The 23887-nt window shown below is 69.5% G+C and carries 30 protein-coding genes and 1 tRNA gene; 16 read left to right on the top strand and 15 right to left on the bottom strand.

The features are described from left to right. The first annotated feature begins 18 nt into the window (after positions 1–18). Positions 19–468, top strand: a complete 450-nt coding sequence (locus tag NKG96_RS11250; protein ID WP_254535030.1) for a UPF0179 family protein — start codon at positions 19–21, stop codon at positions 466–468. A gap of 30 nt (positions 469–498) precedes the next feature. Then, entirely contained in the window at positions 499–771 is a 273-nt protein-coding gene (locus NKG96_RS11245) for a hypothetical protein (RefSeq protein WP_254535029.1), read from the top strand. Positions 772–1121: 350 nt separating this feature from the next. Here the strand turns inward: NKG96_RS11245 and NKG96_RS11240 are convergent, their stop codons facing one another. After that, complete coding sequence (locus NKG96_RS11240; RefSeq protein ID WP_254535027.1) at positions 1122–1949, bottom strand: M14 family metallopeptidase; 828 nt, start codon at positions 1947–1949, stop codon at positions 1122–1124. 171 nt (positions 1950–2120) lie between these two features. Here NKG96_RS11240 and NKG96_RS11235 point away from each other — a divergent pair, with 171 nt between their 5' ends. Further along, entirely contained in the window at positions 2121–2582 is a 462-nt protein-coding gene (locus tag NKG96_RS11235) for a hypothetical protein (protein ID WP_254535025.1), read from the top strand. A 33-nt stretch (positions 2583–2615) separates the two neighbouring features. Here NKG96_RS11235 and NKG96_RS11230 read toward each other — a convergent pair whose 3' ends face one another. From NKG96_RS11230 to NKG96_RS11215, 4 genes are all read right to left on the bottom strand, one after another. Then, on the bottom strand, positions 2616–3149 hold the full coding sequence (locus tag NKG96_RS11230) for a DUF309 domain-containing protein (protein ID WP_254535024.1): 534 nt from the start codon (positions 3147–3149) through the stop codon (positions 2616–2618). 21 nt (positions 3150–3170) lie between these two features. Beyond that, positions 3171–3611, bottom strand: a complete 441-nt coding sequence (locus NKG96_RS11225; protein WP_254535023.1) for a hypothetical protein — start codon at positions 3609–3611, stop codon at positions 3171–3173. Between the two features lie 76 nt (positions 3612–3687). After that, positions 3688–4119, bottom strand: a complete 432-nt coding sequence (locus NKG96_RS11220; protein WP_254535022.1) for a CopG family ribbon-helix-helix protein — start codon at positions 4117–4119, stop codon at positions 3688–3690. An 82-nt stretch (positions 4120–4201) separates the two neighbouring features. After that, positions 4202–4663, bottom strand: coding sequence for a helix-hairpin-helix domain-containing protein (locus tag NKG96_RS11215; RefSeq protein WP_254535021.1), 462 nt, complete (start codon positions 4661–4663; stop codon positions 4202–4204). A gap of 450 nt (positions 4664–5113) precedes the next feature. Here NKG96_RS11215 and NKG96_RS11210 point away from each other — a divergent pair. The 3 genes from NKG96_RS11210 (at position 5114) to NKG96_RS21045 (ending at position 6183) form a co-directional block, all read left to right on the top strand. Continuing rightward, positions 5114–5197, top strand: a tRNA-Leu gene (locus tag NKG96_RS11210). A 145-nt stretch (positions 5198–5342) separates the two neighbouring features. After that, positions 5343–5723, top strand: a complete 381-nt coding sequence (locus tag NKG96_RS21050; protein WP_368409249.1) for an MOSC N-terminal beta barrel domain-containing protein — start codon at positions 5343–5345, stop codon at positions 5721–5723. A 31-nt stretch (positions 5724–5754) separates the two neighbouring features. Continuing rightward, positions 5755–6183 (top strand): MOSC domain-containing protein, encoded by a 429-nt coding sequence (locus tag NKG96_RS21045; RefSeq protein WP_368409248.1) that lies wholly within the window; start codon positions 5755–5757, stop codon positions 6181–6183. Here the strand turns inward: NKG96_RS21045 and NKG96_RS11200 are convergent. From NKG96_RS11200 to NKG96_RS11185, 4 genes are read right to left on the bottom strand one after another with little or no spacing between them, the layout of a single operon-like run. Beyond that, a complete protein-coding gene (locus NKG96_RS11200) occupies positions 6105–6509 on the bottom strand; it encodes a DUF3006 family protein (protein ID WP_254535020.1) in 405 nt (134 codons plus the stop codon). The genes NKG96_RS21045 and NKG96_RS11200 overlap by 79 nt on opposite strands. Positions 6510–6569: 60 nt before the next feature. Next, positions 6570–6863, bottom strand: a complete 294-nt coding sequence (locus tag NKG96_RS11195; protein ID WP_254535019.1) for a DUF3006 domain-containing protein — start codon at positions 6861–6863, stop codon at positions 6570–6572. Continuing rightward, a complete protein-coding gene (locus tag NKG96_RS11190; protein ID WP_254535018.1) occupies positions 6856–8271 on the bottom strand; it encodes a lamin tail domain-containing protein in 1416 nt (471 codons plus the stop codon). Before NKG96_RS11190 ends, NKG96_RS11195 begins: the two co-directional genes overlap by 8 nt. A 42-nt stretch (positions 8272–8313) precedes the next feature. Beyond that, on the bottom strand, positions 8314–8595 hold the full coding sequence (locus tag NKG96_RS11185; RefSeq protein ID WP_254535017.1) for a DUF8072 family protein: 282 nt from the start codon (positions 8593–8595) through the stop codon (positions 8314–8316). A gap of 66 nt (positions 8596–8661) precedes the next feature. On the opposite strand from NKG96_RS11185, the gene NKG96_RS11180 reads away from it, so the two are divergent. Together NKG96_RS11180 and NKG96_RS11175 are read left to right on the top strand one after the other, a co-directional pair. Beyond that, entirely contained in the window at positions 8662–9474 is an 813-nt protein-coding gene (locus NKG96_RS11180; RefSeq protein WP_254535016.1) for an inositol monophosphatase family protein, read from the top strand. Between the two features lie 105 nt (positions 9475–9579). After that, a complete protein-coding gene (locus NKG96_RS11175; protein WP_254535015.1) occupies positions 9580–10749 on the top strand; it encodes a DUF63 family protein in 1170 nt (389 codons plus the stop codon). Between the two features lie 25 nt (positions 10750–10774). Here the strand turns inward: NKG96_RS11175 and NKG96_RS11170 are convergent, their stop codons facing one another. The 3 genes from NKG96_RS11170 to NKG96_RS11160 all read right to left on the bottom strand — a co-directional run bounded on the left by NKG96_RS11170 (position 10775) and on the right by NKG96_RS11160 (position 15236). Further along, positions 10775–12475, bottom strand: a complete 1701-nt coding sequence (locus tag NKG96_RS11170) for a YcaO-like family protein (protein WP_254535014.1) — start codon at positions 12473–12475, stop codon at positions 10775–10777. A gap of 132 nt (positions 12476–12607) precedes the next feature. Continuing rightward, positions 12608–13420: a transcriptional regulator TbsP gene (tbsP, locus tag NKG96_RS11165; RefSeq protein WP_254535013.1), complete on the bottom strand. Its 813-nt coding sequence runs from the start codon at positions 13418–13420 to the stop codon at positions 12608–12610. A gap of 124 nt (positions 13421–13544) precedes the next feature. Beyond that, on the bottom strand, positions 13545–15236 hold the full coding sequence (locus NKG96_RS11160; RefSeq protein ID WP_254535012.1) for a hypothetical protein: 1692 nt from the start codon (positions 15234–15236) through the stop codon (positions 13545–13547). Between the two features lie 85 nt (positions 15237–15321). Between NKG96_RS11160 and glyA the strand changes: the two genes are divergently transcribed. The 4 genes from glyA (at position 15322) to NKG96_RS11140 (ending at position 18914) form a co-directional block, all read left to right on the top strand. Then, positions 15322–16572: a serine hydroxymethyltransferase gene (gene glyA, locus NKG96_RS11155; protein ID WP_254535011.1), complete on the top strand. Its 1251-nt coding sequence runs from the start codon at positions 15322–15324 to the stop codon at positions 16570–16572. Between the two features lie 165 nt (positions 16573–16737). Beyond that, positions 16738–17331 (top strand): hypothetical protein, encoded by a 594-nt coding sequence (locus tag NKG96_RS11150; protein WP_254535010.1) that lies wholly within the window; start codon positions 16738–16740, stop codon positions 17329–17331. 132 nt (positions 17332–17463) lie between these two features. Further along, positions 17464–18357: a bifunctional methylenetetrahydrofolate dehydrogenase/methenyltetrahydrofolate cyclohydrolase gene (locus NKG96_RS11145; protein ID WP_254535009.1), complete on the top strand. Its 894-nt coding sequence runs from the start codon at positions 17464–17466 to the stop codon at positions 18355–18357. Beyond that, on the top strand, positions 18354–18914 hold the full coding sequence (locus tag NKG96_RS11140) for an NUDIX domain-containing protein (protein WP_254535008.1): 561 nt from the start codon (positions 18354–18356) through the stop codon (positions 18912–18914). The genes NKG96_RS11145 and NKG96_RS11140 overlap by 4 nt, the downstream gene beginning before the upstream one ends. A 139-nt stretch (positions 18915–19053) precedes the next feature. Here the strand turns inward: NKG96_RS11140 and NKG96_RS11135 are convergent, their stop codons facing one another. Both NKG96_RS11135 and NKG96_RS11130 read right to left on the bottom strand, forming a co-directional pair. Next, on the bottom strand, positions 19054–20133 hold the full coding sequence (locus NKG96_RS11135) for a LeuA family protein (RefSeq protein ID WP_254535007.1): 1080 nt from the start codon (positions 20131–20133) through the stop codon (positions 19054–19056). A gap of 123 nt (positions 20134–20256) precedes the next feature. After that, on the bottom strand, positions 20257–20964 hold the full coding sequence (locus NKG96_RS11130; protein WP_254535006.1) for a DUF7117 family protein: 708 nt from the start codon (positions 20962–20964) through the stop codon (positions 20257–20259). A gap of 252 nt (positions 20965–21216) precedes the next feature. On the opposite strand from NKG96_RS11130, the gene NKG96_RS11125 reads away from it, so the two are divergent. The 3 genes from NKG96_RS11125 (at position 21217) to NKG96_RS11115 (ending at position 22862) form a co-directional block, all read left to right on the top strand. Further along, on the top strand, positions 21217–21621 hold the full coding sequence (locus tag NKG96_RS11125) for a DUF7528 family protein (protein WP_254535005.1): 405 nt from the start codon (positions 21217–21219) through the stop codon (positions 21619–21621). An 82-nt stretch (positions 21622–21703) separates the two neighbouring features. Next, positions 21704–22642 carry a DUF1028 domain-containing protein gene (locus tag NKG96_RS11120; RefSeq protein ID WP_254535004.1) on the top strand — a complete coding sequence of 313 codons (939 nt, stop codon included), beginning with the start codon at positions 21704–21706 and terminating at the stop codon, positions 22640–22642. Positions 22643–22715: 73 nt separating this feature from the next. Beyond that, positions 22716–22862 (top strand): DUF8555 family protein, encoded by a 147-nt coding sequence (locus NKG96_RS11115; protein ID WP_254535003.1) that lies wholly within the window; start codon positions 22716–22718, stop codon positions 22860–22862. A gap of 254 nt (positions 22863–23116) precedes the next feature. Here the strand turns inward: NKG96_RS11115 and NKG96_RS11110 are convergent, their stop codons facing one another. Continuing rightward, entirely contained in the window at positions 23117–23392 is a 276-nt protein-coding gene (locus tag NKG96_RS11110; protein ID WP_254535002.1) for an amphi-Trp domain-containing protein, read from the bottom strand. 195 nt (positions 23393–23587) lie between these two features. Between NKG96_RS11110 and NKG96_RS11105 the strand changes: the two genes are divergently transcribed. After that, entirely contained in the window at positions 23588–23869 is a 282-nt protein-coding gene (locus NKG96_RS11105; protein WP_254535001.1) for a PadR family transcriptional regulator, read from the top strand. The last annotated feature ends 18 nt before the right edge of the window (positions 23870–23887 follow it).

Raw genomic sequence — 23887 nt, 5'->3', positions numbered from 1 at the left:
GCTCGTCCAGAGTTGGACATGGCCACCGTCACGCTCATCGGTCCACGACTCGCGGAGGAGGGAACGGAGTTCGTCTTCGAGGGGGAGTCCCCAGACTGCGAGGGCTGTCCCTATCGGGGGCAGTGTCTCAACCTCACCGAGGGGATGCGCTACCAGGTGACCGGCGTGCGCGAGTCGGGAACCCTCGAGTGCGCCGTCCACGACACGGGCGTCACCGCCGTCGAGGTGGAACCCGCACCCATCCGCGCCAACGTCGCCTCCAACAGCGCCTACGCCGGATCGAACGCGAAACTCGAGGGGCCCTGTCCCTACACCGACTGCCCGAGCCACGAGTTCTGCGAACCCCTCGGCGCCGAGTTCGAGACGGGCTACAAGATACGTGAGGTGGTCGGCGACCCGCCGCACGACTACTGTGCGCTCGACCGGGACCTGACCCTCGTGGAGTTCGAACCCCGCGAGGAGACGTAGCCCGGCACCGTCCTCCCCGCCCGTCACGCCGTGTCCTCCACGCCCCGCACCGCGCTCCCCGACCCCGCCACGTTCGAGGGTCACAGCCGTCTGCTCGTCCGCCCGACCAGCTACGTCGATGCCCTCGTCGCGCTGGTGGAGTCACTCGCTTTCGACGCGGACGAGGCGTTCGTCCTCGTCGGCCGCCCGCCGAGTGGGGACCACGACGGCGCGCCACGCTGTCGGGACGTCTGGCGTTCCGTCGAACCCGCCCTCACACCGACGTGGACCGGATGGGCGAACGAGGGGACCGCACGACGCTGATACGCGCGGAACTCACTGGCCAGACAGGACCTACTCAGGCAGACGCAAACAGCACGTCAAGGACGATTCTCCCTTTCAGCAGGTCGCCGGGGCACTCTTCAGTGATGATCATTCCGAGCGTTACTGCAGCGCACCGTACAATACAACAATCAGTATAATCTATAAGTCTTTCTATACTGTATTTATTTAGCACAATTATTAGATGTGGAGACAGAGAATTCTTGCCACCGATGCTACTCTGATAGTCGGACTACTCCGTCACCCGAGATGCCGGACTACATTTCGTTCGGGGATATCTGAATCAGTGGCAAAATTGTACTTCCCAGCAGTCCGAATGGCACCGAGGACGACTACCCGCCGTAGGACTGTTCTGCCGACCGGCCCTGCACGGGCGACCCGCCGAGTTTCCCGGTGAGTTCACCCGCGTAGCCGAACTCGTTCTCGTAGCCGTACGGCGACATGAGGATGGGGTAGAACGACTCCTCGGCGACGAGGTGTTCGCCGTCGATAGCGGCGTACGGTTCGCCGGCGGGCACCCGTTCGAAGTTCGCCGCGAAGACGGCGTAGTCCTCGGCGGGTCGCTTCGGGACGAGGTGGGAGAGGCGGAAGATGGGTATCTCGCGCTCCTCGGGTTCGCCGCCGGGGAGCGCCCCCACCGCGGCGAGGAACTCCCGGACGAGAGTGACGGCGTTCTCTGCGGCGCGTTCGGTCCCCTGCAGGCCACACTCCACCTCGACGACGTCCGCGTACTCGACGAGTCGGCCCTCGGTGAACCCCGTCGCCTCCACGACGGCGTCCACCGAGAGGTACGGACAGACCGTCTCGGTGAGGGTGTCCGTCTCCTCGACCACCGCGAAGGGGTCGTCGTACGACTGCGTCGAGTGCATCGAGAACGTGATGCAGTCGCGTATCTCCTGTAGCAACTCGTGTGCGAGGCGGCGTTCGTGCGTGTCGGCGTCCGGGTCGCCGGGGAAGATGCGGTTCAGGTCCTCCTCCGTGTAGCGGACGCCACGGGCGAGTGCGCGTTCGTTGGCGACGACGAACTTCACGGGCCGTTCGACGTCGGGCGACTCCGAGAGGATGGTCTCGACGGCGTGGACGCCACACGGTTCGTCGCCGTGGACGGCCGCGAGCACCGCGACTTCCGGCTCACCCTCTCCCAACTGTTCGACGTACATTCACCCGTTCGTTACCGGTCACGGATAAAGAGTCACCCGGTCCGCGGACGGTCCGTCAACGGTCCGAGAGGACCTCGGGCGCGTTCCGTCCCCAGCCCGGACAGGAACTACTCGTCGGACACGACACTCCCTCCCGAAGACATTTACCGGCACCCGTCACACCATCGGCCGATGCCCTCCAGACGAACGGTGCTGACAGCGGTAGCCAGTGGTGCCGCCGCCCTCCTCGCTGGCTGTGCCGGTGGGTCGAACTCCGGCAAGCTGAGCGACACGGCCTGCCACACGAGCGCCCGCGCACACGGCGACGGCGACATCCTGAGTGGCGGTGCGATGGCGATGGCCGACGGCGGACAGGTCCGACTCTCGATTCCGCTTGACGCCGAACAGGTGCGCGAGACGGGGATGGTCGCCGTCGAACTGTACGTCGGCGACACCCTCGACCGCCGTATCCCCGTCTCGGCGGACGACAGGACCTACATGGACGACGATGTCGCGAACGGTCAGGTGCGCTACGAACACGTCCTCGGCCAGCGTCCACGACACGGCGAGTACCGCCTCGTGGCCGTCGATGGCGCAGGGGACTCCCTCGACGAGGTGACCATTTCGTTCAACTGCTTCGACGAGGACGGGTAGTCGCGCCGGCCCGCGAGCGGACCACCCTTCCCGTCAGTGCTCCAGCGACTCGACGTAGGCGAAGTCCTCCTCCCGGGCGGTCGGTGTCCCCCCGTCGAGTCGAACCTGCCACCCGTGGAGGGCCGTCGGGTCCTCCAGCGCGTTCGTGAGGACCGTGCGGACGTCCAGCAGGTCCACGCCGTAGAAGTCGTTGGGAAGGCCGTGGAAGTACTGGAGCGCCGTCCGGAAGAGCGAGCGCATGCCGTCGTCGTTGCCGGACCCCGTCCGGCCTCCCGAGGCGCTTTGCGCCTCGCTGTCCTCGAAGTCGAAGTGCTTGTACGCGCCCGCGGCGACCTGCACCATCCCGTGGAGGAACCTTGACTCGGCGTTCCCCCGTCCGTAGTTGTACCACTCGTCCTCGAAGCAGTCGTGTGACTCGTGGAACTCCCCGGCGTTGTAGAGGCGGACGCCGTGGACGGTGGCGCGCCGGAGGGTGCCGTGCTCCCAGTGCCCGTCCTCGGGGAGCCACCCGGTTGGGGTTCCCCGCTCGGGCGGGGCGACGGTCGGGTCGTGGGTGTGGTCGTCCATGTGGTGGTTCGTGCGACTGACTCAGAGGCCGCGGGCGATGTCGTTCAGGCCACGGACCTTCTCGGCGCGCCCCTGCAACTCGTCGGGGTCGAGAAAGCGCGAGAGCCCCGTCCTGCGGACGTGTTCGCGGAGCGTGTCGAGCGAGCGGTCCGCGACCGTGCGCCCGCGGAGGTAGTCCGCCAGCGCCCGGAGTTCCGTCTCGTCGGCCTGCCGGCCGCCGTCGGCACCCGTGATGTCCCACGAGACGTCCCGCGCGTCGCTGCCCTCCGGGAGCGACGCGCCGTCCGAGAGGACGAGTGTCTTCGTGGTCACCCACGGGACGATGTCCGCCGGGCCGTACCCCTGTTCTCGCAGGAGGTTGACGGCGGCGTCCGAGAGGACCAACTGTCGTCGGTGGGTCCCCACCGACACGTCGAGTTTCAACTGGTCGTCGTCGCGGACGAGGTGGGGCGAAGTGGCCATACCCCACGTTGGGCCTCCCGGGGCAAGTGTGACGTGGTTCGCTCCGGGGTGTCGGGTCAGAACGAGCGAGACGCGGTCACGAGTGACTCGACAGGGTGGCCTCGAAGTCGTCGACGGGGATGACCGAGTAGTCGACGGTGAGGGTGTCCTTCGTCGCGCGAATCTTCCCGACGAACGTCGATATCTCCGCGAGGGTCCCCTCGAGGATGAACAGTTCCATGCAGTAGTGGTTGCCCACGTGGCTGTGGACGTTCGAGGAGACGAGCGACTCGTGTTCGTGGCGCAGATGCATCATCCGTTCCTCGACGGTGGTCGTCTCGTAGTTGAACAGCACCGTGACGACGCCCATCAACTGGCGGTCCTCCAGTCGCTTGTCCTCGAACTCCCCGAGGAGGTTGCGCGCGGCCTCCCGGACCACCTCGCTCCGGCCGGTGTAGCCGTGTTCCTCGGCGAAGTCGTCGAGTCGCTGCAGAAGGGATTCGGGCATCGAGACGCTGACCACGGTCATGTATTAATCCAGGCCGGGTACGGTATTAGAAGTTCTTATCCTGAATTTGATAACTGCTGGCGGGTCGCTCGGCGCGGGCCACTCACGCCCCGGAGGTCCACCCGCCCGCCGCGTCGGCGTCCTCGTGGCCACGCTCCGCGGCCTGTTCGCGCCACTCCTCCGCGACGGATTCGCGTGCGCCCGTCGCGTCCACGAGGTCGGCGGTCGACGCCGCGGCGAGTTCCCGCATCGAGGCGTAGCCCGCCGCGCGGAGGCGCTTCGCGTACGTCTCGCCCAGTCGGGGCAGTTCCATCAGTTCGTCCTCGAAGGTTGGTTCCGGCCCCTCGGTCGCCTCTCGCGCGACCGTCGTCGGCAGGACGTACCGGAGTTCCTCGTGGGGGACGAACCCGACGACCTGCTTTCGCTTCAGGTCCTCGGTCAGGAGGACGCCACTCTCGATGGCCGTGAAGTTCGCACACTCGACCGTCGTCCCGTCCTTGCAGACCGCGGTGAGGCGGGTCTCCGTCGCGCTGTCGTCTCTCCTCGTTAACTCCGTACTCGACATCGTCGATCGTGACGTGTAGGCGACGTGAGATCGTGGCTCTTTGGGGTGCACACGGAGGACGACTCGGCTCGCGCACCCGTCTCCGGGCCGTCGGGGTCGGGACGGGGTCGACCGAGTACGTACGTCGGGACGAGGTTGACCGAGTACGTACTCGACATCCCCTGCTCGCGCGCGTAGTACATATACCATTCCGGTTCCGAAACTGGGGGCTTCGAGGCGGGCGACGACGCTGGGCTTCCACCGCTGCCCCGGTGGGAACTACAACGCCGGCGAGTTCGCCTACAACTTCATCGAGCGCGGATACAACCACGGCATCTGGGTCGTCGGAATCGTCAGGGCTGGCCCGACGGTGGACGTGATGGCCGTCTACACCAAGTGACGGAGGCTCCCGGCCGGACACACCGCGAACCGGAGCCTTGAAACCCCGAGACGGGATACACTCGGTCGCGTGCGAGGGTAGCCAAGTCTGGAAACGGCGGCGGATTCAAGCTCCGCTCCTGTAGAGGTCCGTGGGTTCAAATCCTACCCCTCGCATGACCGCACCACTGTGCGGGAGTGCGGAAGGCCGCAGGGCGGTCTTCCCTCGCAAAACCTTCACCGACTACGACTGAAGAGCGCTCGCTGGGACCGCCCGCTCGACCACTCCACTTCTTGTCTGAGCGACCGCCACTCCCCGTCAATGGTCGAACTCCGGCGCATCACCACCTACCCCGTCAAGTCCCTCGACCCGCACGACGCGGAGACGGCGGAACTCGGCCCGGCGGGCGCACTCGCCGGGGACCGCGAGTACGCCGTCGTCGCCAGGCCCGCCGACGAACCCCACGACCCCGAGACAGCCTCGGTGGGCGGGTCGGGCGTGTACGTCAACGGCAAGCGGACCGCGGCGGTCCACTGCTTACGTTCGTCGTTCGACCCCGACTCGCGGACGCTCACTCTCCGCGTCCACGGCGAGGACGAACGCCACGAGTTCGACCTCTCCGAGCGGGGCGACCTGAACGAGTGGCTCTCGGCGTACTTCGGTTCCGAGGTGAGCGTCCGGCGCGAACCCGTCGGGGGCTAACCCCGACGACCGCGAGGCCCACGGCCCCACGGTGGTCTCGACGGCCACGCTCCGCGAGGTGGCCTCGTGGTTCGACGTGAGCGTCGACAGCGCACGGCGGCGGTTCCGGGCGAACCTCGAGGTCGGCGCCCCGGACGTCCCGCCGTTCTGGGAGGACCGACTGGTCGCGGACCACGGCGAGGCCGTCGCGTTCAGGGTCGGCGAGGCGGAACTGCTCGGCGTCACCCCGTGCCAGCGCTGTGTCGTCCCCTCGCGGGACCCGAACACGGGCGCGGAGACGCCCGGGTTCCGCGAACGCTTCCTCGAACGGCGGGCGGCCACACGACCGGAGTGGCTCGACACCGACCGCTTCGACCACTACTTCCGCCTCATGGTGAACACTCACGTACCGGAATCCGAGGTCGGGGTGGCGCTCTCCGTCGGCGACCCCGTCGAGGTGCTCGGAACGCGGTCGCTCTGAGTGCGCGCGAGGCCCGCGAACCGCTGGCGGGCGGACCTGGTGCGCCGCCGAGTCGCTCGCCGGTCGTACTCCACGCTCGTCAGCGACCCGTGGGCGAGGCTGACGGCGAACACCGCGTCGACGTGGCGACCCGCACTCGGGAGGCGCGCCGGGTCGACGGTGAGCGTCTCGGGGGAGTCCGCGTCCTCCACGACGAGGACTGCCCGATCGCCCTCGAAGCGGTCGAGGACCGCGGTTCGGGTGGTCGGGGCCGACCCCGCGGGGTCGACGGGCGCGGTCAGTGAGAGGGCGAGGAGCGCACAGGCGAGGTACCGGAGGGAGGTCACACGGGGCGGTGGTCCCGTCACCGTACTTGAACGCTCGCCCGTGTGTCGTGTCGAGGAGGACTACGACTCGCCCGCGTCACCGTCGTCACCACGTCGGGGTGGGCGACGGGCCAGTCGGTCGAAGCGCGACTGGGCGCGTTCGCCCCGCGAGCGCGTCGCGTGGGGCTTGTAGCGGACGCTGCGTAGTTCGCCGTCGCGGACGACGACGGCGAAGACGGCGTCCTGCTTGCGCCCGCGTTCCGGCAGGTCCGACCGGGGGACGGCGATGTCGTCGACGTCCTCTCCCCCGCGTTCGAGGACGAGGACCGCGTCGTCGCCCTCGAAGCGGTCGAGGACCGCGGTGTATCTAGGCATACGCCTCCGTGAGGACCCGCGACCCGTTGGCCGTTTCGACCGTGACGGTGTCGCCGTCGTTGTTCCACACCGGCCCCGCTGCGCCCCAGTAGTGTTCGGCGGCGGTGTTCGACCCGCTTCCCGTCCGCAGGGTCAACTGCTCGCCCGGACCGAGCGTCGTCCCGTCTGGGAAGGTGTAGGTCCGTCCGGACTCGTCGCTGACGGTCCACCCGGAGAGGTCGATGGTCTCCTCGCCGGTGTTCTCGAAGACGACGTACTCGTCGTTCAGGTTGGTCCGGTCGTCGCCCGCGGCGTCCGCGTGGACCGAGTCGACGGCGAGGTCGCTCGCGGGTATCCCCGTGGGTGGTCCCGCGGACCCGCCCGCGGCGAAGGTCAGGCGCGGTTGGAGCGAGTCGGTCGCGTCGGGCGCGATAGCCTCGCTGGCCCGCAGGTCGAGGGGGGCCGTCGGTGCCGTCCGCTGGGTGTAGACGGTCACGTTCCGGCCGTCGCTGGCGACGACGGTGTCGCCGTGCGTCGCGGTCCAGAAGACGGGCACCGACAGGGCCGCGAGTCGGCGGAGGACCTCCTCGTGTGGGTGGCCGTAGCGCGAGTCATAGGCGCTCGATACCGTGATCACCTGGGGCGAGGCGGCCTCGAGGAACGCCGCCGAACTGCTGGAGCGACTCCCGTGGTGGCCCGCCGCGAGGACGGTGACGTTCAGCGCCTCGCGGTGGTTCGCGACGAGGTACGACTCCGCCTCGTCCTCCCCGTCGCCGGTGAGGAGCACGCTCGCCTCCCGGTAGTCGACCCGGAGGACGAGGCTGTTCTCGTTGCGCGCCTCGCCCGCGAGGTAGTCCTCGGGCGGTGCGAGCACCGACACGTTCAGGCCGGCCACAGGAATCTCGTCGCCCGCGAGCGTGAGGTAGAGGGGCACGTCGTACTGTTCGACGGCGTCGAGGTAGCGTTCGTAGGTGCGCGTCGAGGCGGCGATGCCGGGGTCGTACACCGCGCCCACGCCCTCACCTTCCGTCTCGAAGTACTCGATGACGGCGGCGTGGCCCCCGATGTGGTCAGCGTCGGCGTGACTCGTCACGAGGTGGTCGATTCGGTCGATGCCCCGCGCCCGGAGGTAGTCGAGGACATCCTCCCCGCGGTCGGTGAAGTCGCCCGTGTCCACGAGCACCGTCTCGCCCGAGGGGGCGACCACCAGCGTCGCGGAGGACTGGCCGACGTTGATGAAGTGGACGCTGAATGTCCCGTTCCCCCCGAGAGGGACGGCGTCGGGTGCGACCTCGTCGCCGCTTCCGGGTTCGGTTCCGGGGGTCGACGCCCCGTCGCCGAGCGTTCCTCCCGGCACTCCACCGGGGAACGCGCCGCTACACCCCGCGAGGACGACGAGCAGACAACAGCAGAGGGCGACGAGTCGCATCTACCCGACACAGCACTCGCAGGGACTTCCCCGCTTCCCTCGTCAGGTCGCTCCGTCGGTGCCACCCTCGGCGGCGGATTCGACTGACTCCACCTCGCCGAGGACCTCCCACCCGTCGGGGGTCTGGCGGGCGACCAGCAGGGGGTCGTCGTCGCCGTCGGAGACCATCCGGTAGGTCGTCTCGCCGTCGCTCGCCTCCCCCTGGAAGGACTCCTGGAAGAACTCGGTACTCGACACGTCGAGGTCGAGCGTCTCGCCGCCCGCGAGCGTCAGCCGCACCGGGTCGGGGGTGAGGTTGTGGACCCGCTTCGCCAGTCGGTTCATACCGCACCTGTCGCCACGGACGGACTTAATCGGTGGCGCTTTGACGCGCCGCGAGCGACCCTGCCCATGGACGACGAACGGACGCGCGTGGCCGTGGCCGAACGGGCGGCCCGCGCCGGCGCGGCAGTCGCGCTCGACGCCTTCCGGGACGACATCGACGTGGAGACGAAAGACGGCAAGACGGACGTGGTGACGTGGGCCGACCGGCGCACGCAGGAACGCGTCATCGAGATCATCCGCGGCGTCTACCCCGACGACGCCGTCGTGGGCGAGGAGGAAGACGCCCTGAAGGAGGTACCCGAGGAGGGGCCGGCGTGGGTCGTCGACCCCATCGACGGGACGAACAACTTCGTGCGCGACCTGCCCATCTGGGCGACGAGCGTCGCCGCCGTCCGCGACGGGGAGCCGGTGGCCGCCGCGAACGTCCTGCCCGCGTGGGGCGACGCCTACGTCGCCGGCCCCGACGGCGTCACCCGGAACGGCCACGAGGTGTCCGCCCGCGACGTCGAGGACCCCGAACAGTGCACCGTCGCCCCGACCATCTGGTGGGACTTCGACCACCGCGAGGAGTACGCCGCCGCCTGCGAGGCCATCGTCCAACGCTTCGGGGACATGCGCCGTCTCGGCTGTGCGCAGGCGACCCTCTCGCTCGTCGCGGCAGGTGGTCTCGACGGGACCATCACGAACGTCGATCCCAACCCGTGGGACTCCGTCGCGGGCGCGTTCATGGTCGAACGGGCCGGCGGGACCGTGACGGGACTGGACGGCGAACCGTGGCGACACGACTCGCCGGGGTTCGTCGCCTCCAGCGGCGCCTGCCACGACGTGGTCCTCGAGGCCGCGCGGGAGATCGAGGGCGACGTCGGCGTGTGGGACTGACACCGATTCGTCGAGCGGGGAACGCTCCCCCACCGCGCTTCGGGGTCCTGCACGTCGGGCACACGCGACCGGAACCCTCAACATAGCGCGGGCGGGCACATCGGTATGGAACTCGACCACCGGTTCGGTCGGAGCCTCGGCCCCGAACGGGTGTGGCTTCTGACCGCCGCCGTCGCCCTCGTCGCCCTCGTCGGCGGGTCCCTCGTCTTCCGCGGGACCGTCTGGGACGGCTTCCTCTGGCACTACTTCTGGGGGCCCGTCTTCGCGGACGCGAACAACGCTGCCTGTGCCGTGCGGGGCGGCGGCACGACCGAGTTGCTCTACTCCACGGCTGCCTGCGAGGAGGCCGTCGCCGCCGGCGGGAACATCGTCGCCGAACCCGGCTACACTCTCGTCTCCGAGGTGGGCTACGCCGCCACGCTCGTGTTCATGCTCGCCGGCGTCCTCTTCCTCCTGCGCCGACTGAAGGTGGGCCGCGAGCGCGGCCTGCTCTTCGCGCTCATCCCGTTCATGTTCTTCGGGGGCGCACTGCGCGTCGTCGAGGACGCGAACGACGCCGTCCCGCAGGGCGTCGAACCGGGCATCGCCTACCCGCTGAACTCGCTCATCATCAGTCCCGTCATCTACTTCACCGTCTTCGCCATCACGCTCGCGGCACTCGTCCTCTCGGTGGCGCTCGCCCGCCGGGACGTCGTCTCCCGGTACGAGTACCCGCTGGCGGCCATCGGGTCGGCAGTCCTCGTCGCGACCGTCGGGTACCTCGTCTGGTTCACGACGGCTCGCCTCGGCCCCGAACACCCGAGCGCCGGGTTCTACCCGCTCATCCTCCTGCTCACGCTCATCCTCTCGACGGTCATCGCCGGCGGCCTCTACCTCCTCTACGACCGCGCCGCGCCCGCCGTCACCGCCGGCACGGGCCTGATGAGCTTCGTCGTCCTGTTCGCCCACGCGCTGGACGGCGTGGCGAACGTCCTCGCAGCCGACTGGGCGGAACTGCTCGGCCTGCCCTTCTCCTACTCGCCGAAACACCCCGTCAACGAGTTCATCATCAACGTCACGGGGGCCGTCCTCCCGCCGTCGGTCATCGACACCATCGGGCGGGCGTGGCCCTTCCTCCTCGTGAAAATCGTCGCCGCCACCGCCGTCGTCTACATCTTCGACGAGACCATCTTCGAGGAGAACCCCCGGTACGCCATCCTCCTCCTCGTCGCCATCGTCGCCGTCGGTCTCGGTCCCGGAACCCGGGACATGCTCCGGGCGACGTTCGGTATCTGAGGCGTTCTCGACCCTTCCCCCGAACTCAGGGGAACGGGTGGTGTTCCCGGCCGAGTCGAGCCTCGAACCCGAGGTCCCCCGGAACCGTCTCCGCGCGCTCCCCGAAGTAGGCCTCGCCCATGAACAGCGGTTGCGCCTCGGGGACCAGCACGCGAACCGCCTCGAAGCCCAGTCGCTCCACGTCGCGCGGAGTCAGGCGGGCGGCGTAGGCGTCGAGTCCGGCGTCTCCCACCCGTCCGAGTAGTTCGTCGAGTTCGTCCTCCCCCGCGACGTCGTCGCCGACGCTGTCGGCGGGTATCGTCGTCTCGGGGTCGGTGAACGCCCGCGCGGAGTCGGGCAGGGAGGCGAAGTGGCCGATGCGTCCGCCCGCGTTCCGGGCGTCCGCCTTCCCCATCCGCGAGAGCTCCGTCCAGTTCTGGAGCGCCTCGCAGCACGCAGCGCGGGCCGCGTTCGCCACGTCGAGGTCGGCGTCCGTCCCGAGGGCGAATCGGGGCCACTCGCCCTCTCGGTGGACGGCGACGCTCACGACCGGCACGTCCACGTCCTGCGTCAGGAGCGTCGCCGTCACCGAGAGGTCCTCCGAGCGGGCGCGCCGGACGAGGGTGTCGTACCCCTCGTCGTCGACGGCGAGTCCGAGCGGGTCGTACGTCGAGTACCACGAGAGCATGGCGGCGTCGCGTTCCACGACTTCGGTGAGGCCCGCGACGAGCGCCTCGGCACCCGAGTTCCCGAGGCCGAGGCCCGTCGTGATGGTCGGCCCCGCACCCGAGAGGGGGAACTGCACGCGCTCGGCGGGGAGGAACACGGACTCGCCGTCGTGGAGGTGCTCGCCGGTGACCCACCGGCGCTGGCCGCCCGTCTCCACGTCGTCGGGGAGGACGAACTCGTCCAGTCCGACCGTGTTCGGCACGTCGCCGGCCCGGGCGGTGCCGAAGTCGGCCGTCGAGAAGACGCCCGCGCTGTAGCGTTCCAGCGCCTCGCCGATGGCCTTCATGTACGCGGCGTCCCAGTCCAGCGCCACCCCCGCGGCCTGCTGGCTCGCCTGTACGTCGCTGAAGCCGGTCGTCTCGCCCACCTGCGCGAGGTAGTAAGGGACAGGGAACGACGCCACCTCGCCCACCTGCCGGACGATGCCGACGCGGTCGTCGACGGCGCGTTCCGCCCGGTCGAGCGCGCCGTCGAGGTCCTGCGGGGCGTACTCCTGTCGGAGCGTCCGGTCGACCCCGGATCCGCACGTACAGCGCGGGAGGGGGAGGAGGTCGCGCCGCGCGTGAGGAACCTCGGTGACGGACCCGATGACGTCCGAGGCGCCGTCGAGGAGGCGGACGGCCTCGCGACCGGCGAGTGCGCCCGCGAGACGGGCCGTCGCCGCGTCCGGGGGCGTCGCGTCCCCCCCGTCGTTCCCGTCGCGGTTCGCGGCGACCCGTCCCCCGAGGCAGTCGTAGCACGCCGTATCGGGTCCGAAGCCGGAGACGGCGGCCTCGACGCCCGACACCGCAGTGGCGCCGACACCGCCCAGTTCCACCGCGAGCCAGGGGACGCCCGCGTCGAGGGCCACCTCGTTCGCGGTCTCGTGGACTCCCTCGCCGACGCCCGCGACGACGACGGCGAGAGTCGCCTCCCCGATTCCAGCCGGGTCGGTCGTCGTCAGCGCCGCGTCGGCGTCGGTCAGGGTCACCCGGACCGCGTCCGCCGCGGGGCCGTCACCGACGAGTGCGACAGTCATGTCTCCTCGCTGGTCCGACGGTCAAAAAGGCGTTCCCGTTCGTCCGTCATGGGAGCGGTCTGGGTGTGTGGAAGTCGGCGGCGGTTCAGTCGGAACTGACCGGCGGAGCGCCGTGGCCGCCACCCGGTGCGATCAGGACGCCAGCAGGGACTGGGCGACGTTGGCGAGTTCGCCGTTGTCGGCACCGCGCAGGCGGTCGTCGCCGAGGACGAGGCGGAGGCGCGGGCGGCCCACGTCGATGGGGACCTTCTCGGTGTCGATGAGGCCCATCTCCTCCAGCCGGGTCTTGGTGCGGGAGAACGTCGCCTTCGACGCGATGCCGACGTCCTCGCCCCACTTGCTGATGTCGTAGAGCAGTTCCTCGTTCTTCGCGGCCACGAGCAGGCTGATGGTGACCTCGTCGAGGCCGTCGCCGTCGCCGCGGGCCGTCTCCAGCGACGCGAGGACGCTGTCGAAGTCGGCGGCGACGTCGTCGCCGATTTCGGTCGAGAGGGACTGACGGACGCGCGTGATGGCGGGCGTCCGGAGGTTGAAGCTCTCGCTCGCCTCCCACGTGTCGGCGTACTGCTCGAGGGCGCGGTCGACGAAGTCGTCGTCGTCGGTGACGAGACCCGCGACCATGTCACCGGCGGCGACGACGGCGACGACGGCGTCCTCGGTGATGATGAGGGTGTTCGCCGCGTCGTCGAACGTCCGGAGTTCGAGGCGACCGGCGTCGATGAGGTCGGCGGCCGTGCTCGCGACGATGAAGTCGCCGAAGACGTCCTTCAGCGTTCGTTCCCCGCCGAGCAGGCGGACCGAGACGTCCTCGGCTCCCTCGACGGCCTCGATGGCGGCTTCGAGCGTCTCGGCGGACGGGTTGACCAGATAGGCCGTACCGTCGGCGTCCGCGAGTGCCGCTCCGAGGAGCGCTTCCACATCTGACTCGAGTAAGTTCGAGTTCATTGTTAAACTATAGGGGCAACTGGTATTTAATTTCACCGCACTAGTGCATCCCAAAACGGGTCGAGAGTTCTTTCGTCGACGGTTTGGGGCGAAATCGCAACACCGTGACGGTCTTAATACATGGTTACGTGAAATTCACGAGGAATTCATCACTCCAGTGGAGCGACCCGTCGTGGACGACCGGCATCCATCGTTCTTCGAGCAAATCGCGCACCTGCGGGGCATTAAGCGTCGTCTCGACGGTCGTCCCCCGCAGTCGTCGACAGTCCTCGAAGGGTGCGCGGTAGCTTCCGCCCGGCCAGCCGTCCGCGGGGACGGTGTAGGTGACGGCGTAGGCGGCCTCCTCGTCGTTCCCGCCGTCCTGTCCGAGGGGTTCGACCTTCAGGACCGACGGCTCGGCGTCCGTGAGCGAGAACGTGCCGTCCCCGACGACGGTGTAGTCGGTGCTCATCATGATCTGTCGGCGGGCCAGTTGCATCGCCCGCTCGATGCCGAATCCGCGCATCAGCAGGCGGGCGAACGTCGTCCCGACCGTCGCCGCCTGTTCGTTCAGCACGGTCCGGAGCGTGACGGCTCCCGCGATGCTCCCCGCGTCGACGAGCGTCCGTCCCTGGTGGAACGACCCGCAGGCGTTGAGGAAGAAGGTCCGCGCCCCCGACGTCGAGAGACTCGCGCAGTCGAGGCTCCCGTCCGGACACCGGAGGCCGTCAACCTCACAGTGGCCGATGTAGTGGACGAAGTCGTGTGGCGTCTCCAGCAGGTCGGCCAGTTCGTCGGCGCGCAGCGACTCGTAGAGCGACACCGACGCGGGCAGGCCCTCAGCACGTTTCCGGTAGGTGTCGGCGACCACGTCGTGTTCGCCTGCCATCGAACCGTCGTTGAGGACGACCGCAACGGCGAGTTCGCCGTCCGGCGGCGGGGCCGCGCGCCGGTGTTCGAACGCCGCCGGCCTGAGAGTGAACGCGGAGACGGGAACGCCCTCCGCCAGCCACGCGTGGAGTTCGCCCGAGTGGAGCGTCGGTTCGACGACGTCCACCGAGGCGACCCGCCCGCCGGGGGGACACCGGTAGAAGTCGTCAAGCGAGTAGCGCAGGAGGCCCTGTTCGTCGATGTCCGAGGACTCCGGCAGGTAGACGAGGCTGAGGGCGTCGAGCAGGAAGGGGAGACACCGAAGCGCCTCGTCGGTCGGGTCCGCGTACGTCGAGAGGTGCCACTCCGGACGCTTCCCGGCGAGTCGGTCCCGGTCGACGCCGAGGTAGGCGTCGAGGCGGACGCCCGGCGACGACCCGCGCAGGCCCGCCGGGCAGAGGCCGAGGTCGGTCACGAGGTCGACGCGACACGCGCGCCCCTCGCCGGACAGGTCGCGGACGAGGGCGTCGAGGGTGAAGACGTCGCGCAGGAGTGCCGCGGCCTCGTGCTGGAACGCCGGCAACGGGTCGAGGTCGTACTCACCGCCGGGGGTCGACAGGCGCGGCTGGTCGGCCCCGACCGACACCGCGGCACCGAGGTAGTACGCCAGCGGCGCGGCGACGAACAGGTGCTCGCGGTCGGCCGGGAGCGCGAGGTGGACCTCGGTGTCGGGACGCGCCGCCGCGAGCGACCCGGGTACCGTCGTCTCCGCGGCGTCCGGGTCGACCGTGACCAGCGGCGGGTGGGGGCGAACGGCGGGGTGTGAGCGCTCCGGGGCCGTCGCCCGGAGGCGGGAGGGCATGTGGGTAAGCGCCGTCGCGAGGCCGTCGACGGTGGGCGCGACCACGAGTTCGGGGGGGCCGGCTTCGTCGCCGGGCGACGACGCGTCCGGACCGCGCTCGGTCATCTATCACGTAGTCCACTCAGACTCGTAAAGGTGTATCGACGTATGGAGGGGTAGATTATTGGGAGGGCATCCCGGAGGGCCGGATATGGAGTACGACCACGTCCGGGAGGTCGACCCGGAAGTCGCCGACGCACTGGCGGGGGAACTCGACCGCCAGCGCGAGACGCTGGCCATGATCGCGAGCGAGAATCACGTCTCGAAGGCCGTCCTCGAAGCGCAGGGGAGCGCCCTCACCAACAAGTACGCGGAGGGGTACCCCGGCGAGCGCTACTACGCTGGCTGTGAGTACGCCGACGACGTCGAGGAACTCGCCATCGACCGCGCGAAGGAACTGTGGGGCGCGGAACACGTCAACGTCCAGCCCCACTCCGGGACGCAGGCGAACATGGGCGTCTACCTCGCGACGCTCGACCCCGGCGACAAGATCCTCTCGCTCTCGCTGACCCACGGCGGCCACCTGAGCCACGGCCACCCCGCGAACTTCACGGGGCAACTGTTCGAGGTCGAACAGTACGAGGTCGACCCCGAGACGGGCTACGTCGACTACGAGGGCCTCGCGGAGACGGCCGAGGAGTTCGAACCGGACATGATCGTTTCGGGCTACTCGGCGTACCCCCGCGAGGTCGAGTGGGAGCGCATCCAGCAGGTCGCAGACGACGTGGGTGCCTACCATCTCGCGGACATCGCGCACATCACGGGGCTGGTCGCCGCGGGCGTCCACCCCTCGCCCGTCGGCGTCGCCGACTTCGTCACCGGGAGCACGCACAAGACCATCCGCGCCGGTCGCGGCGGCATCATCATGTGCGGCGAGGAGCACGCCGACGACATCGACTCGGCCGTCTTCCCCGGCGGACAGGGCGGCCCCCTCATGCACAACATCGCGGGCAAGGCAGTCGGCTTCAAGGAGGCGCTCCAGCCCGCGTTCGGCGAGTACGCCCAGCAGGTCGTCGACAACGCCGAGGCGCTCTCGGACCAGCTCGCCGACCACGGCTTCTCCATCGTCTCCGGCGGGACCGACACGCACCTCGTTCTCGTCGACCTGCGCGACTCGCATCCCGAGACCACGGGCGGTGACGCCGAGCGCGCACTGGAGGACGTCGGCATCGTCCTCAACAAGAACACCGTCCCCGGCGAGACCCGCTCGCCGTTCAACCCGTCGGGAATCCGCGCCGGCACGCCCGGCCTGACGACCCGCGGGTTCGACGAGGCGGCCACCCGGGAGGTGGCCGACATCATCGCCCGCGTCGTCGAACACCACGACGACGAGGACGTGAAGGCCGAGGCCGCCGAGGACGTCGCCGCGCTCTGTGCGGACTTCCCGCTGTACGAGGAGTAGGGAGGTTCGGAGCCGCGAGTGAGGACCTCCGAAACCCGAACGGGGAGCCGTGCGGCGCCGGTGGCCCCCGGACGACTCGACTCGTCAGACGCGCGTCAGACGAGCGGCGTCGTGGGCCGAAACCGCCTTACGGAGAACCCGTGAAGCCGGCGTACGAGATTCAATATGCGTGATACGACGCCCACCTCCCGGTCCGACGACCCGTCCCCGACTCGCCGCGCCGTTCTCGCCGCCGCCGGTGGCGGCCTCACACTCCTCGCGGGGTGCAACACCGGACCGTCCGCCGGGGACGGGAACGGGAGCGACACGAACGGGTCGACGAACGGGACTACCGGGACGACGGACGCGAACACGACCGGGAACGGGAGCGGCGGGACGTCGACGCCCGAGCGCGACGACCTGGAGACGAACGTGTCGGGTCTGTTCTACAGCAGCGAGGGTCGGTCGTACACCTTCCGAGTCACCGTCGAACGCGAACGGGTGACGGATATCGGGTACGTCGAGGGCATCGTCGTCGAGACGGCCGGCGGGGACCCCCTCGGTGAGAAGTCGTTCGACGGCCCCGGTCCGTCGACGCGGAAGGCCTCCTTCGAGGTGAACGTGCCAGAGGGGGTCACCCGCGTCGTCGCGCGCGGCGTCGACAGTCTGAACGGACGGGGCGGCGTCGCGATGGCCACGGACCTCGACTCGAAGGCCATCGACGCGGTAGATCAGGGACCGGAACCGCGCTCGTTCGAGGACTACACTGTCGAAGGATGAGCGCCTGACGACGTTCGACGACGGCGACCGCTCGCGACTGTCCTCCAAGAACGTGCATACAACGGAGAGTTCGAACGCCAATCTGGGCACGAACCCGAGGGTTGAAGGGCGGTCGGCGCGCCACTCCACCCAATGACGACAGTCCTCGACGGCAACGCCGTCGCCGCCGATGTCCGCGACGGCCTCCGCGAGAGCATCGAGACGCTGGCCGACGCGGGCGCGCGTCCGGGCCTGGCCACCGTGTTGATGAGCGACGACCCGGCGAGCGAGACGTACGTTTCGATGAAACAGCGCGACTGCGAGGAGGTTGGCATCGACGGGAGCCACGTCGAACTCGCCCCCGACGCGCCCGCCGAGGACCTCTTCGACACCGTCGCTGACCTGAACGCCGACCCCGCCGTCCACGGCATCCTCGTCCAGATGCCCGTCCCGGACCACGTCGATAAGCGCCGCGTCCTCCGGGCCATCGACCCCGCGAAGGACGTGGACGGCTTCCACCCCGAGAACGTGGGTCGGATGGTCGCCGGGGACCCCCGGTTCAAGCCCTGCACGCCCCACGGTATCCAGAAACTCCTCGCGGCGGCCGACGTGGAGACAGAGGGCGCCGACGCCGTCGTCGTCGGGCGCTCGGACATCGTCGGCAAGCCGATAACGAACCTCCTCATCCAGAAGGCCCCCCTCGGGAACGCGACGACGACGGTGTGTCACTCCCGGACCCGTGACCTCGCGGCGAAGACCCGCGAGGCGGACATCGTCGTCGCCGCCGCGGGCGTCCCTGAACTCGTCACCGGCGACATGCTGAAGGAGGGGGCGACGGTCATCGACGTCGGCGTCAACCGGGTCGAGGCTGACACCGAGAAGGGCTACGAACTCGTCGGCGACGTGGAGTTCGAGAGCGCGAAGGAACGGGCGGGCGTCATCACGCCCGTCCCCGGCGGCGTCGGTCCGATGACCCGCGCGATGCTCCTCTACAACACTGTCAAGGCCGCGAGCGAACGGGCCGACGTGCCCATCGACCTGCCGTGACTGAGTCGGAGGCTCCCGGAGAGGGGGGCGACCCGCGCGTCCGCCCTCCCGACGCCCTCGTCGCGGAGTACGACGCGGGCGACACCGTCGTGCGCCAGCGCAACACCATCGAACTCCCGCCCGACCAGTGGGCGAAACTCGACCGCGACGGGGGGAAGTGGGGCGTCGGTGGGTTCGTGACCCGCGACGGGGACGTCCTCCTCGTCCGGGAGGACGCGAAGGCGAGCGACTGGGTCCTCCCCGGTGGGATGCTGGAGGCGGGCGAGACACATGCCGAGGGGGCCGCCCGGGAGGTGCGCGAGGAGACGGGTATCGCCGTCGACGTCGAGAGCCTCGCCGCTGTCAGCGAACAGACGTTCGTCCACGCGGCGGACGACCGACGCTTCGAGTTCTACTTCGCCACCTTCGACGCCACGCCCCGGGCGGCGGACCCGACGCCGAGCGACGACCCCGGCCTCCCCGACGAGGACATCGCGGCGGTGGCGTGGCACGCCGACCTCCCGGCGGACGTCTTCGACCGCGAACTCGTTCGGCGACTGCTCGCACGCGAGGGTTGACGTACTAGGGGGCGACCAGCGCCCCCGTGACCGACGTGACCTGACTGTCGGCTGGCGGGTGGCGCGACGCCGAGTCGCACCGCGGTAGCGTGGCACACCACCTGTCAGTACGGCCGTGCCGCCTGTTCGCCACTCGCCGTCAGTCCACCCGCCCCGCGAGGGTGGTCGCCTCGTCCAGACCGAGCGGTCCCTCTCGCTCCAGTTCGTCGAGCAGTGTGGTCACCCGCTCGTCGGTCGGCTCCCGACCCGCGCGTTCGAGGAGGCGGCGAACCGACTCTCGGCCGGTCTGCGCCCCGAACAGGAGCCGTCGTTCCCCACCGAACTCCGTCGGGTCGAACGCTTCGAACGTCGCCGGATCCGAGAGCATCGCGGCCGTGTGGAGGCCCGACTCGTGGCTCGCCACCGCCTCGCCGATGACGGCCTTCCGCGGGTCGACGGACTCGTCGAGCGCGTCCAGTACCTCCCGGCAGACCGGAACCAGTTCGCGTTCGACGAGACCGGTCTCCGTCCCCTCCTGACGCGCGGCGACGACCACTTCCTCGAGCGCGGGGTTGCCGGCGCGTTCACCGAGGGAGGCCACGCTCACGTCGATACGGTCGACGCCGAGCGACGCGGCCACGAGGGCGTTCGCCGTCGCACACCCGAGGTCGTCGTGGAAGTGGACCCCCATCCGGGTGACGTCCGCGCCCTCCTCCGCGAGCGTCCGGAGGTACCCCGCGACGAACGAGGGGGTCCGCGCGCCGACGGTGTCCGCCAGCGCGATGGACGCGTCGAAGCGGTCGAACGCCTCGCCGACGGCGCTCGGTTCCGCCCGAAACGCGTCGGTGAGCGTGAGGTGCGCGCGGGTGCCCCCCTCCGCCGCGCGGTCGAGTGCCTCGGCGGTGGCCGCGAACGCCTCCTCGCGGGTCATCCCCACCATGTGCTCCAGTTGACGTTCGGAGACGGGGACGAACACGTTCACGACGTCCGCGCCGGCTTCGATAGCGGCGGCCACGTCGTCCTCTCGGGCGCGGGCGATCGCGACCACGTCTGCGTCCAGTTCGCCCGCGAGCGTCGAGACCACGCGCGCGTCGTGGTCGCCCGTCGCGGGGAAGCCAGCCTCCACGAGCGGCAGGTCCAGTCGGTCGAGGGCCCGTCCCGCCACGAGTCGCTGGTCGACCGTGTACTCCCGCCCCGGCATCTGGCTCGCCTCGCGGAGCGTCACGTCACAGAGCCTCATCGCGACCCCTCCACGATGGCACCGTCGGTGGTCGGTACGTGATGGTCTGCGGGAGGACGCGCGTCGGCGCAGCGGTCGCTTCGCATGGCGGGGACTGTGCGGCCCCGCGGCTTGACTATTGGGTCACTCCAGTTCGGCGAGTCGCTCGCGGGCGGCCGCCAGTGCACCCTCGTCACCCTCCACGAGGTACCGGCCAACGTCCTGCGTGGCGCGGACGACCCGTTCGGTGGTCCGGACGTCCACCTCGCCGTCCAGCGCCTCGATTTGCCGGACGTGGTTGGCGACGGTCTGGAGGGCGGCGCTCGCCGCCGAGTCGGGATGTTCCCCGAGGTAGGTGCGGACGTCGTCGCGGTAGTCGTCGACGGCGGCGGCGTACGCGAGGCCACGGGCGGCGTGTAGCGACTCGGGGACCGACTCGGGGTCGGGTCGCTCGCCGTGGTCGGCACCGCGGAGCAAGTCGAGGAGGTACAGCTCCTCCTCGTCGGTGGTGCGCATGGCGCGACGGAGCGAGGACGTGACGGCCGCGAGTTCGGCCGCGGCGAGGTAGGTGTCCGAGAGCGGTTTGAGGTCGCCCGCGTGGACGAACCCCGTCTTGCGGACGAACTCGCGGCAGAGTTCGGCGGCCTCTTCGGCGGCGTCGAGCAGTCCGTCGTCCACGCGGTTTCGTGCCGGCGTGAGGTCGAACGTGACGGGCGTGTCCGTGTGTTCGGTGCGTTCGTCCACGCCGCGGCTCCTGAGGCTCCCACAGTTCGGACACTCGACCGTCCCGGTCTCGTAGTACGACCACTGGGTGCCGCAGTCCGTACACTCGCGTTGCCCCCGGACCTTCATGTGGGCCTCTACAGCCCTCCGAGGGAAAACGATACGTGGTCGGGGCGTGGTCCGGCGCGCTCCGGCCGCGTGACCCGAGGGGCGCGGCGTCCGACACCCCGACCTGTCCGACCGCCGGGCTTTATACGGCCGCCGTCGTACCGTTCGACCGTATGTCACGGAGTACCCACGCTCCTGGTCGAGAAATTCTCCGGTACTGAGACGCCCGACTCGGGTACATCACGTGTAACCGCCGACAGCGACGGCCACGAGGTGGTCGTGCGTCTCGGCGACGACTCGCACGTCCTCGACGCCGCGGAGGCCCGAACCCTCCGGTCGGCGCTCGACGACGCCCTCCACCGAGTGACGGAGTTCACGCACACGACGGGCGAACAGCGCCCGGACGGGTCGTACGTCGTCTCGCGTCGGCGTGCCTCGTCCTCGGGCCACCGCCGGGTGTTCGACTCCTTCGCGGCCCTCCGGGCGCGCTACGACGCCCTGCCCGAGACGTTCACCGCGGACGACGTGGAGTGGGCGACGGGTGGCCGCCGCCACATGCTCGTCTGGCACGTCGCGGAACACCCCGAGTTCGACTGTCGAATCGTCAAGCGCCAGCCCCTCACCGCCCGCAAGGGCGAGAGGCAGACGAGCGACGGTGAGGTACCGACGGAGGACTGAGCCACTTCCCCACAGTCCCCGTGGACGGTCGCGCCGTGCCGCGACACCGAGACATTTGGTCGGGCCGTCCGTGGGTCGTCTCATGCAGCCCAGACCATCGACGTTCTCCATCGTCGCCCGCGACCCGGAGACGGACGCCGTCGGCGTCGCCGTCCAGTCGAAGTTCGTCAGCGTCGGCTCCGTCGTACCGTTCGCCGCGGCAGACGCGGGCGCCATCGCCACGCAGAGCTTCGCGAACGTCGCCTACGGCCCCGAGGGACTCGACCACCTGCGGGACGGGAAGTCCGCCACCGAGGTGGTCGAGGCGCTGACCGACGCCGACGACGACGCGGCGACGCGACAGGTGGGCGTCGTCGGGCGGGACGGCTCCGTCGCGGCGTTCACCGGCGAGGAGTGCCTCGACTACGCCGGGGACCTGCAGGGCGAGCACTACACCGTCCAGGGGAACATCCTCGAGAACGCGAAGACGCTGGAGGCGATGGCCGACGCCTACGAGTCGACCGACGGCGGCCTCCCGGAACGGCTCGTCGCGGCGCTCCACGCCGGCAACGAGGCGGGCGGCGACAGGCGCGGCGAGCAGAGCGCGGCGCTGTACGTCGCCAAGCCGGAGGGTGGCTACGACGGCGGCAACGACCGCTGGGTGGACGTGCGCGTCGACGACCACGACCGCCCCATCGAGGAACTGGAGCGCGTGTTCAAGGTGTACGACGTGACCCTGCTGGAGCGCGTCGAACCCGCAGAGACGCGCGAACTGACCGGCGAGACGGCCCGCGAGGTGCGCGCGGCGCTCGCCGACCTCGGACTGTACGACGGCGAGGGGGCGGAGGCCGCCGACGAGGGGTTCGGCGAGGACGCGCGGGCCGCACTGGAGGAGTTCCGCGGCATCAACAACTTCGAGAACCACTCGCTGGTGGTGCTGGAGGACGCACTCGCCCGTGGCTGGTCGGACGCCGAGGGGAGCGGCGAGCAACGACTGGTCGACGCCGTCTGGCACGGCCTGTCGCGACTGGACCGCCGCTGACGCCGCCGCCGTCGCTCCATCGGCGGTCCGTGCACGCCCGAACCTTATGTCGTCGGCGCGTGAAGCGTCGGCCATGCGAGACGAGGAGGAGATACGCGAGCAGTACGAGTTCCTGAAAGAGCAACTGGAGAGCGAGGAGATGCGCCACGAGGGGGTCAGGCAGATGTTCACCCACTACCGGCGGGCGCTGGGGTGGGTCCTCGAAGAGGAGCACATCTGAGGCGCTGCCGGTACCTTTATGATGGACTGGCGGCTTGAGTCAAGTGACGCTTCGCTTGGAGGGCCGAAGCGTCAGCGGGGACCAATTTCAGGGCGGCGGGCCGGGGCGGGCGTTTTCATCCCGCCCGGCCCGCTTTCCTTTCCGAGACTACCCGTCGAGCGAGTCGCTTCTCCAACTCCCGAGTGACCCATCGCTCGCCGCTCCGACGACTACTCTACCCTACCCGTAATCAGGTCAGGACCTGAGCGGCGACGCTACTCGATGTTGAGGCCGGTCCCACCCGCCTCCTCGTCGCCCTCGGTCCACTCCAGTTCGAACTCGACGCTCAACTCGGGGGCACCGCTCCCCGTCTCGCGTTCCGCCTTCACCTCGAACGTCGCCCGCGCGGGCACGTCGAGGGTGACCGACTCCCCGCCGTCCGAGAGGGTGACGGCCCCCCCGGCATCGAGTTTGTCGGCGACGGCTCGCAGGTAGTCGGCGATGGCGGCGCGGTTCTCCTCGTGTTCCGACTTGAAGAGGACTTCTTCCATGGACCTGGTGTGTCTGCCGAGACGATAAGCCCCTCGCTCAGACATGATTATCCGTTGAGTAGATCGTCTGGCGACCTGTCCTGTCGGCCGCCCGTCCTGTCGCACGGCGCCGACGAAACCGACAGAAGGCCCACTGGACCGGTGCGCTATGGCGATACGCTTATGCGTGGTAACGGATACTATCTTGAAAGACACATGTACGATCTGACGGGGTTCCAGCGCGACCTGCTGTACGTCATCTCCGGGAGCGACGACCCGCACGGCCTCGCCATCAAGGAGGAACTGGAGGACTACTACGAGAAGGAGATCCACCACGGTCGGCTCTACCCGAACCTCGACACGCTGGTCGAGAAGGGACTCGTCGAGAAGGGGCAACGCGACCGCCGGACGAACTTCTACACCGTGACCCGCCGCGGTCGGCGCGAACTCCAGGCCCGCCGCGAGTGGGAGGGCCAGTACGTCGACATCGAAGCCTGAACCGCCCGCACTCCTCGA

The organism is Halomarina litorea (genome assembly GCF_024227715.1).
Lineage (GTDB): Archaea > Halobacteriota > Halobacteria > Halobacteriales > Haloarculaceae > Halomarina > Halomarina litorea.
The sequence above is the reverse complement of the archived record's forward strand: the minus strand, read 5'-3'. Positions and strand labels throughout refer to the sequence as shown.

Coding starts and splice junctions, on each gene's coding strand:
- NKG96_RS11120 (WP_254535004.1), top strand. CDS start 21,704: ATGCAGCCCAGACCATCGACGTTCTCCATCGTCGCCCGCGACCCGGAG.
- NKG96_RS11225 (WP_254535023.1), bottom strand. CDS start 3,611: ATGGCCACTTCGCCCCACCTCGTCCGCGACGACGACCAGTTGAAACTC.
- NKG96_RS11215 (WP_254535021.1), bottom strand. CDS start 4,663: ATGTCGAGTACGGAGTTAACGAGGAGAGACGACAGCGCGACGGAGACC.
- NKG96_RS11180 (WP_254535016.1), top strand. CDS start 8,662: ATGGACGACGAACGGACGCGCGTGGCCGTGGCCGAACGGGCGGCCCGC.
- NKG96_RS11110 (WP_254535002.1), bottom strand. CDS start 23,392: ATGGAAGAAGTCCTCTTCAAGTCGGAACACGAGGAGAACCGCGCCGCC.
- NKG96_RS11220 (WP_254535022.1), bottom strand. CDS start 4,119: ATGACCGTGGTCAGCGTCTCGATGCCCGAATCCCTTCTGCAGCGACTC.
- NKG96_RS11115 (WP_254535003.1), top strand. CDS start 22,716: ATGCGAGACGAGGAGGAGATACGCGAGCAGTACGAGTTCCTGAAAGAG.
- NKG96_RS11175 (WP_254535015.1), top strand. CDS start 9,580: ATGGAACTCGACCACCGGTTCGGTCGGAGCCTCGGCCCCGAACGGGTG.
- NKG96_RS11105 (WP_254535001.1), top strand. CDS start 23,588: ATGTACGATCTGACGGGGTTCCAGCGCGACCTGCTGTACGTCATCTCC.
- NKG96_RS21050 (WP_368409249.1), top strand. CDS start 5,343: ATGGTCGAACTCCGGCGCATCACCACCTACCCCGTCAAGTCCCTCGAC.
- NKG96_RS11250 (WP_254535030.1), top strand. CDS start 19: ATGGCCACCGTCACGCTCATCGGTCCACGACTCGCGGAGGAGGGAACG.
- NKG96_RS11235 (WP_254535025.1), top strand. CDS start 2,121: ATGCCCTCCAGACGAACGGTGCTGACAGCGGTAGCCAGTGGTGCCGCC.
- NKG96_RS11145 (WP_254535009.1), top strand. CDS start 17,464: ATGACGACAGTCCTCGACGGCAACGCCGTCGCCGCCGATGTCCGCGAC.
- NKG96_RS11185 (WP_254535017.1), bottom strand. CDS start 8,595: ATGAACCGACTGGCGAAGCGGGTCCACAACCTCACCCCCGACCCGGTG.
- NKG96_RS11240 (WP_254535027.1), bottom strand. CDS start 1,949: ATGTACGTCGAACAGTTGGGAGAGGGTGAGCCGGAAGTCGCGGTGCTC.
- NKG96_RS11195 (WP_254535019.1), bottom strand. CDS start 6,863: ATGCCTAGATACACCGCGGTCCTCGACCGCTTCGAGGGCGACGACGCG.
- NKG96_RS11150 (WP_254535010.1), top strand. CDS start 16,738: ATGCGTGATACGACGCCCACCTCCCGGTCCGACGACCCGTCCCCGACT.
- NKG96_RS11170 (WP_254535014.1), bottom strand. CDS start 12,475: ATGACTGTCGCACTCGTCGGTGACGGCCCCGCGGCGGACGCGGTCCGG.
- NKG96_RS11160 (WP_254535012.1), bottom strand. CDS start 15,236: ATGACCGAGCGCGGTCCGGACGCGTCGTCGCCCGGCGACGAAGCCGGC.
- NKG96_RS11130 (WP_254535006.1), bottom strand. CDS start 20,964: ATGAAGGTCCGGGGGCAACGCGAGTGTACGGACTGCGGCACCCAGTGG.
- NKG96_RS11190 (WP_254535018.1), bottom strand. CDS start 8,271: ATGCGACTCGTCGCCCTCTGCTGTTGTCTGCTCGTCGTCCTCGCGGGG.
- NKG96_RS11135 (WP_254535007.1), bottom strand. CDS start 20,133: ATGAGGCTCTGTGACGTGACGCTCCGCGAGGCGAGCCAGATGCCGGGG.
- tbsP (WP_254535013.1), bottom strand. CDS start 13,420: ATGAACTCGAACTTACTCGAGTCAGATGTGGAAGCGCTCCTCGGAGCG.
- NKG96_RS11230 (WP_254535024.1), bottom strand. CDS start 3,149: ATGGACGACCACACCCACGACCCGACCGTCGCCCCGCCCGAGCGGGGA.
- glyA (WP_254535011.1), top strand. CDS start 15,322: ATGGAGTACGACCACGTCCGGGAGGTCGACCCGGAAGTCGCCGACGCA.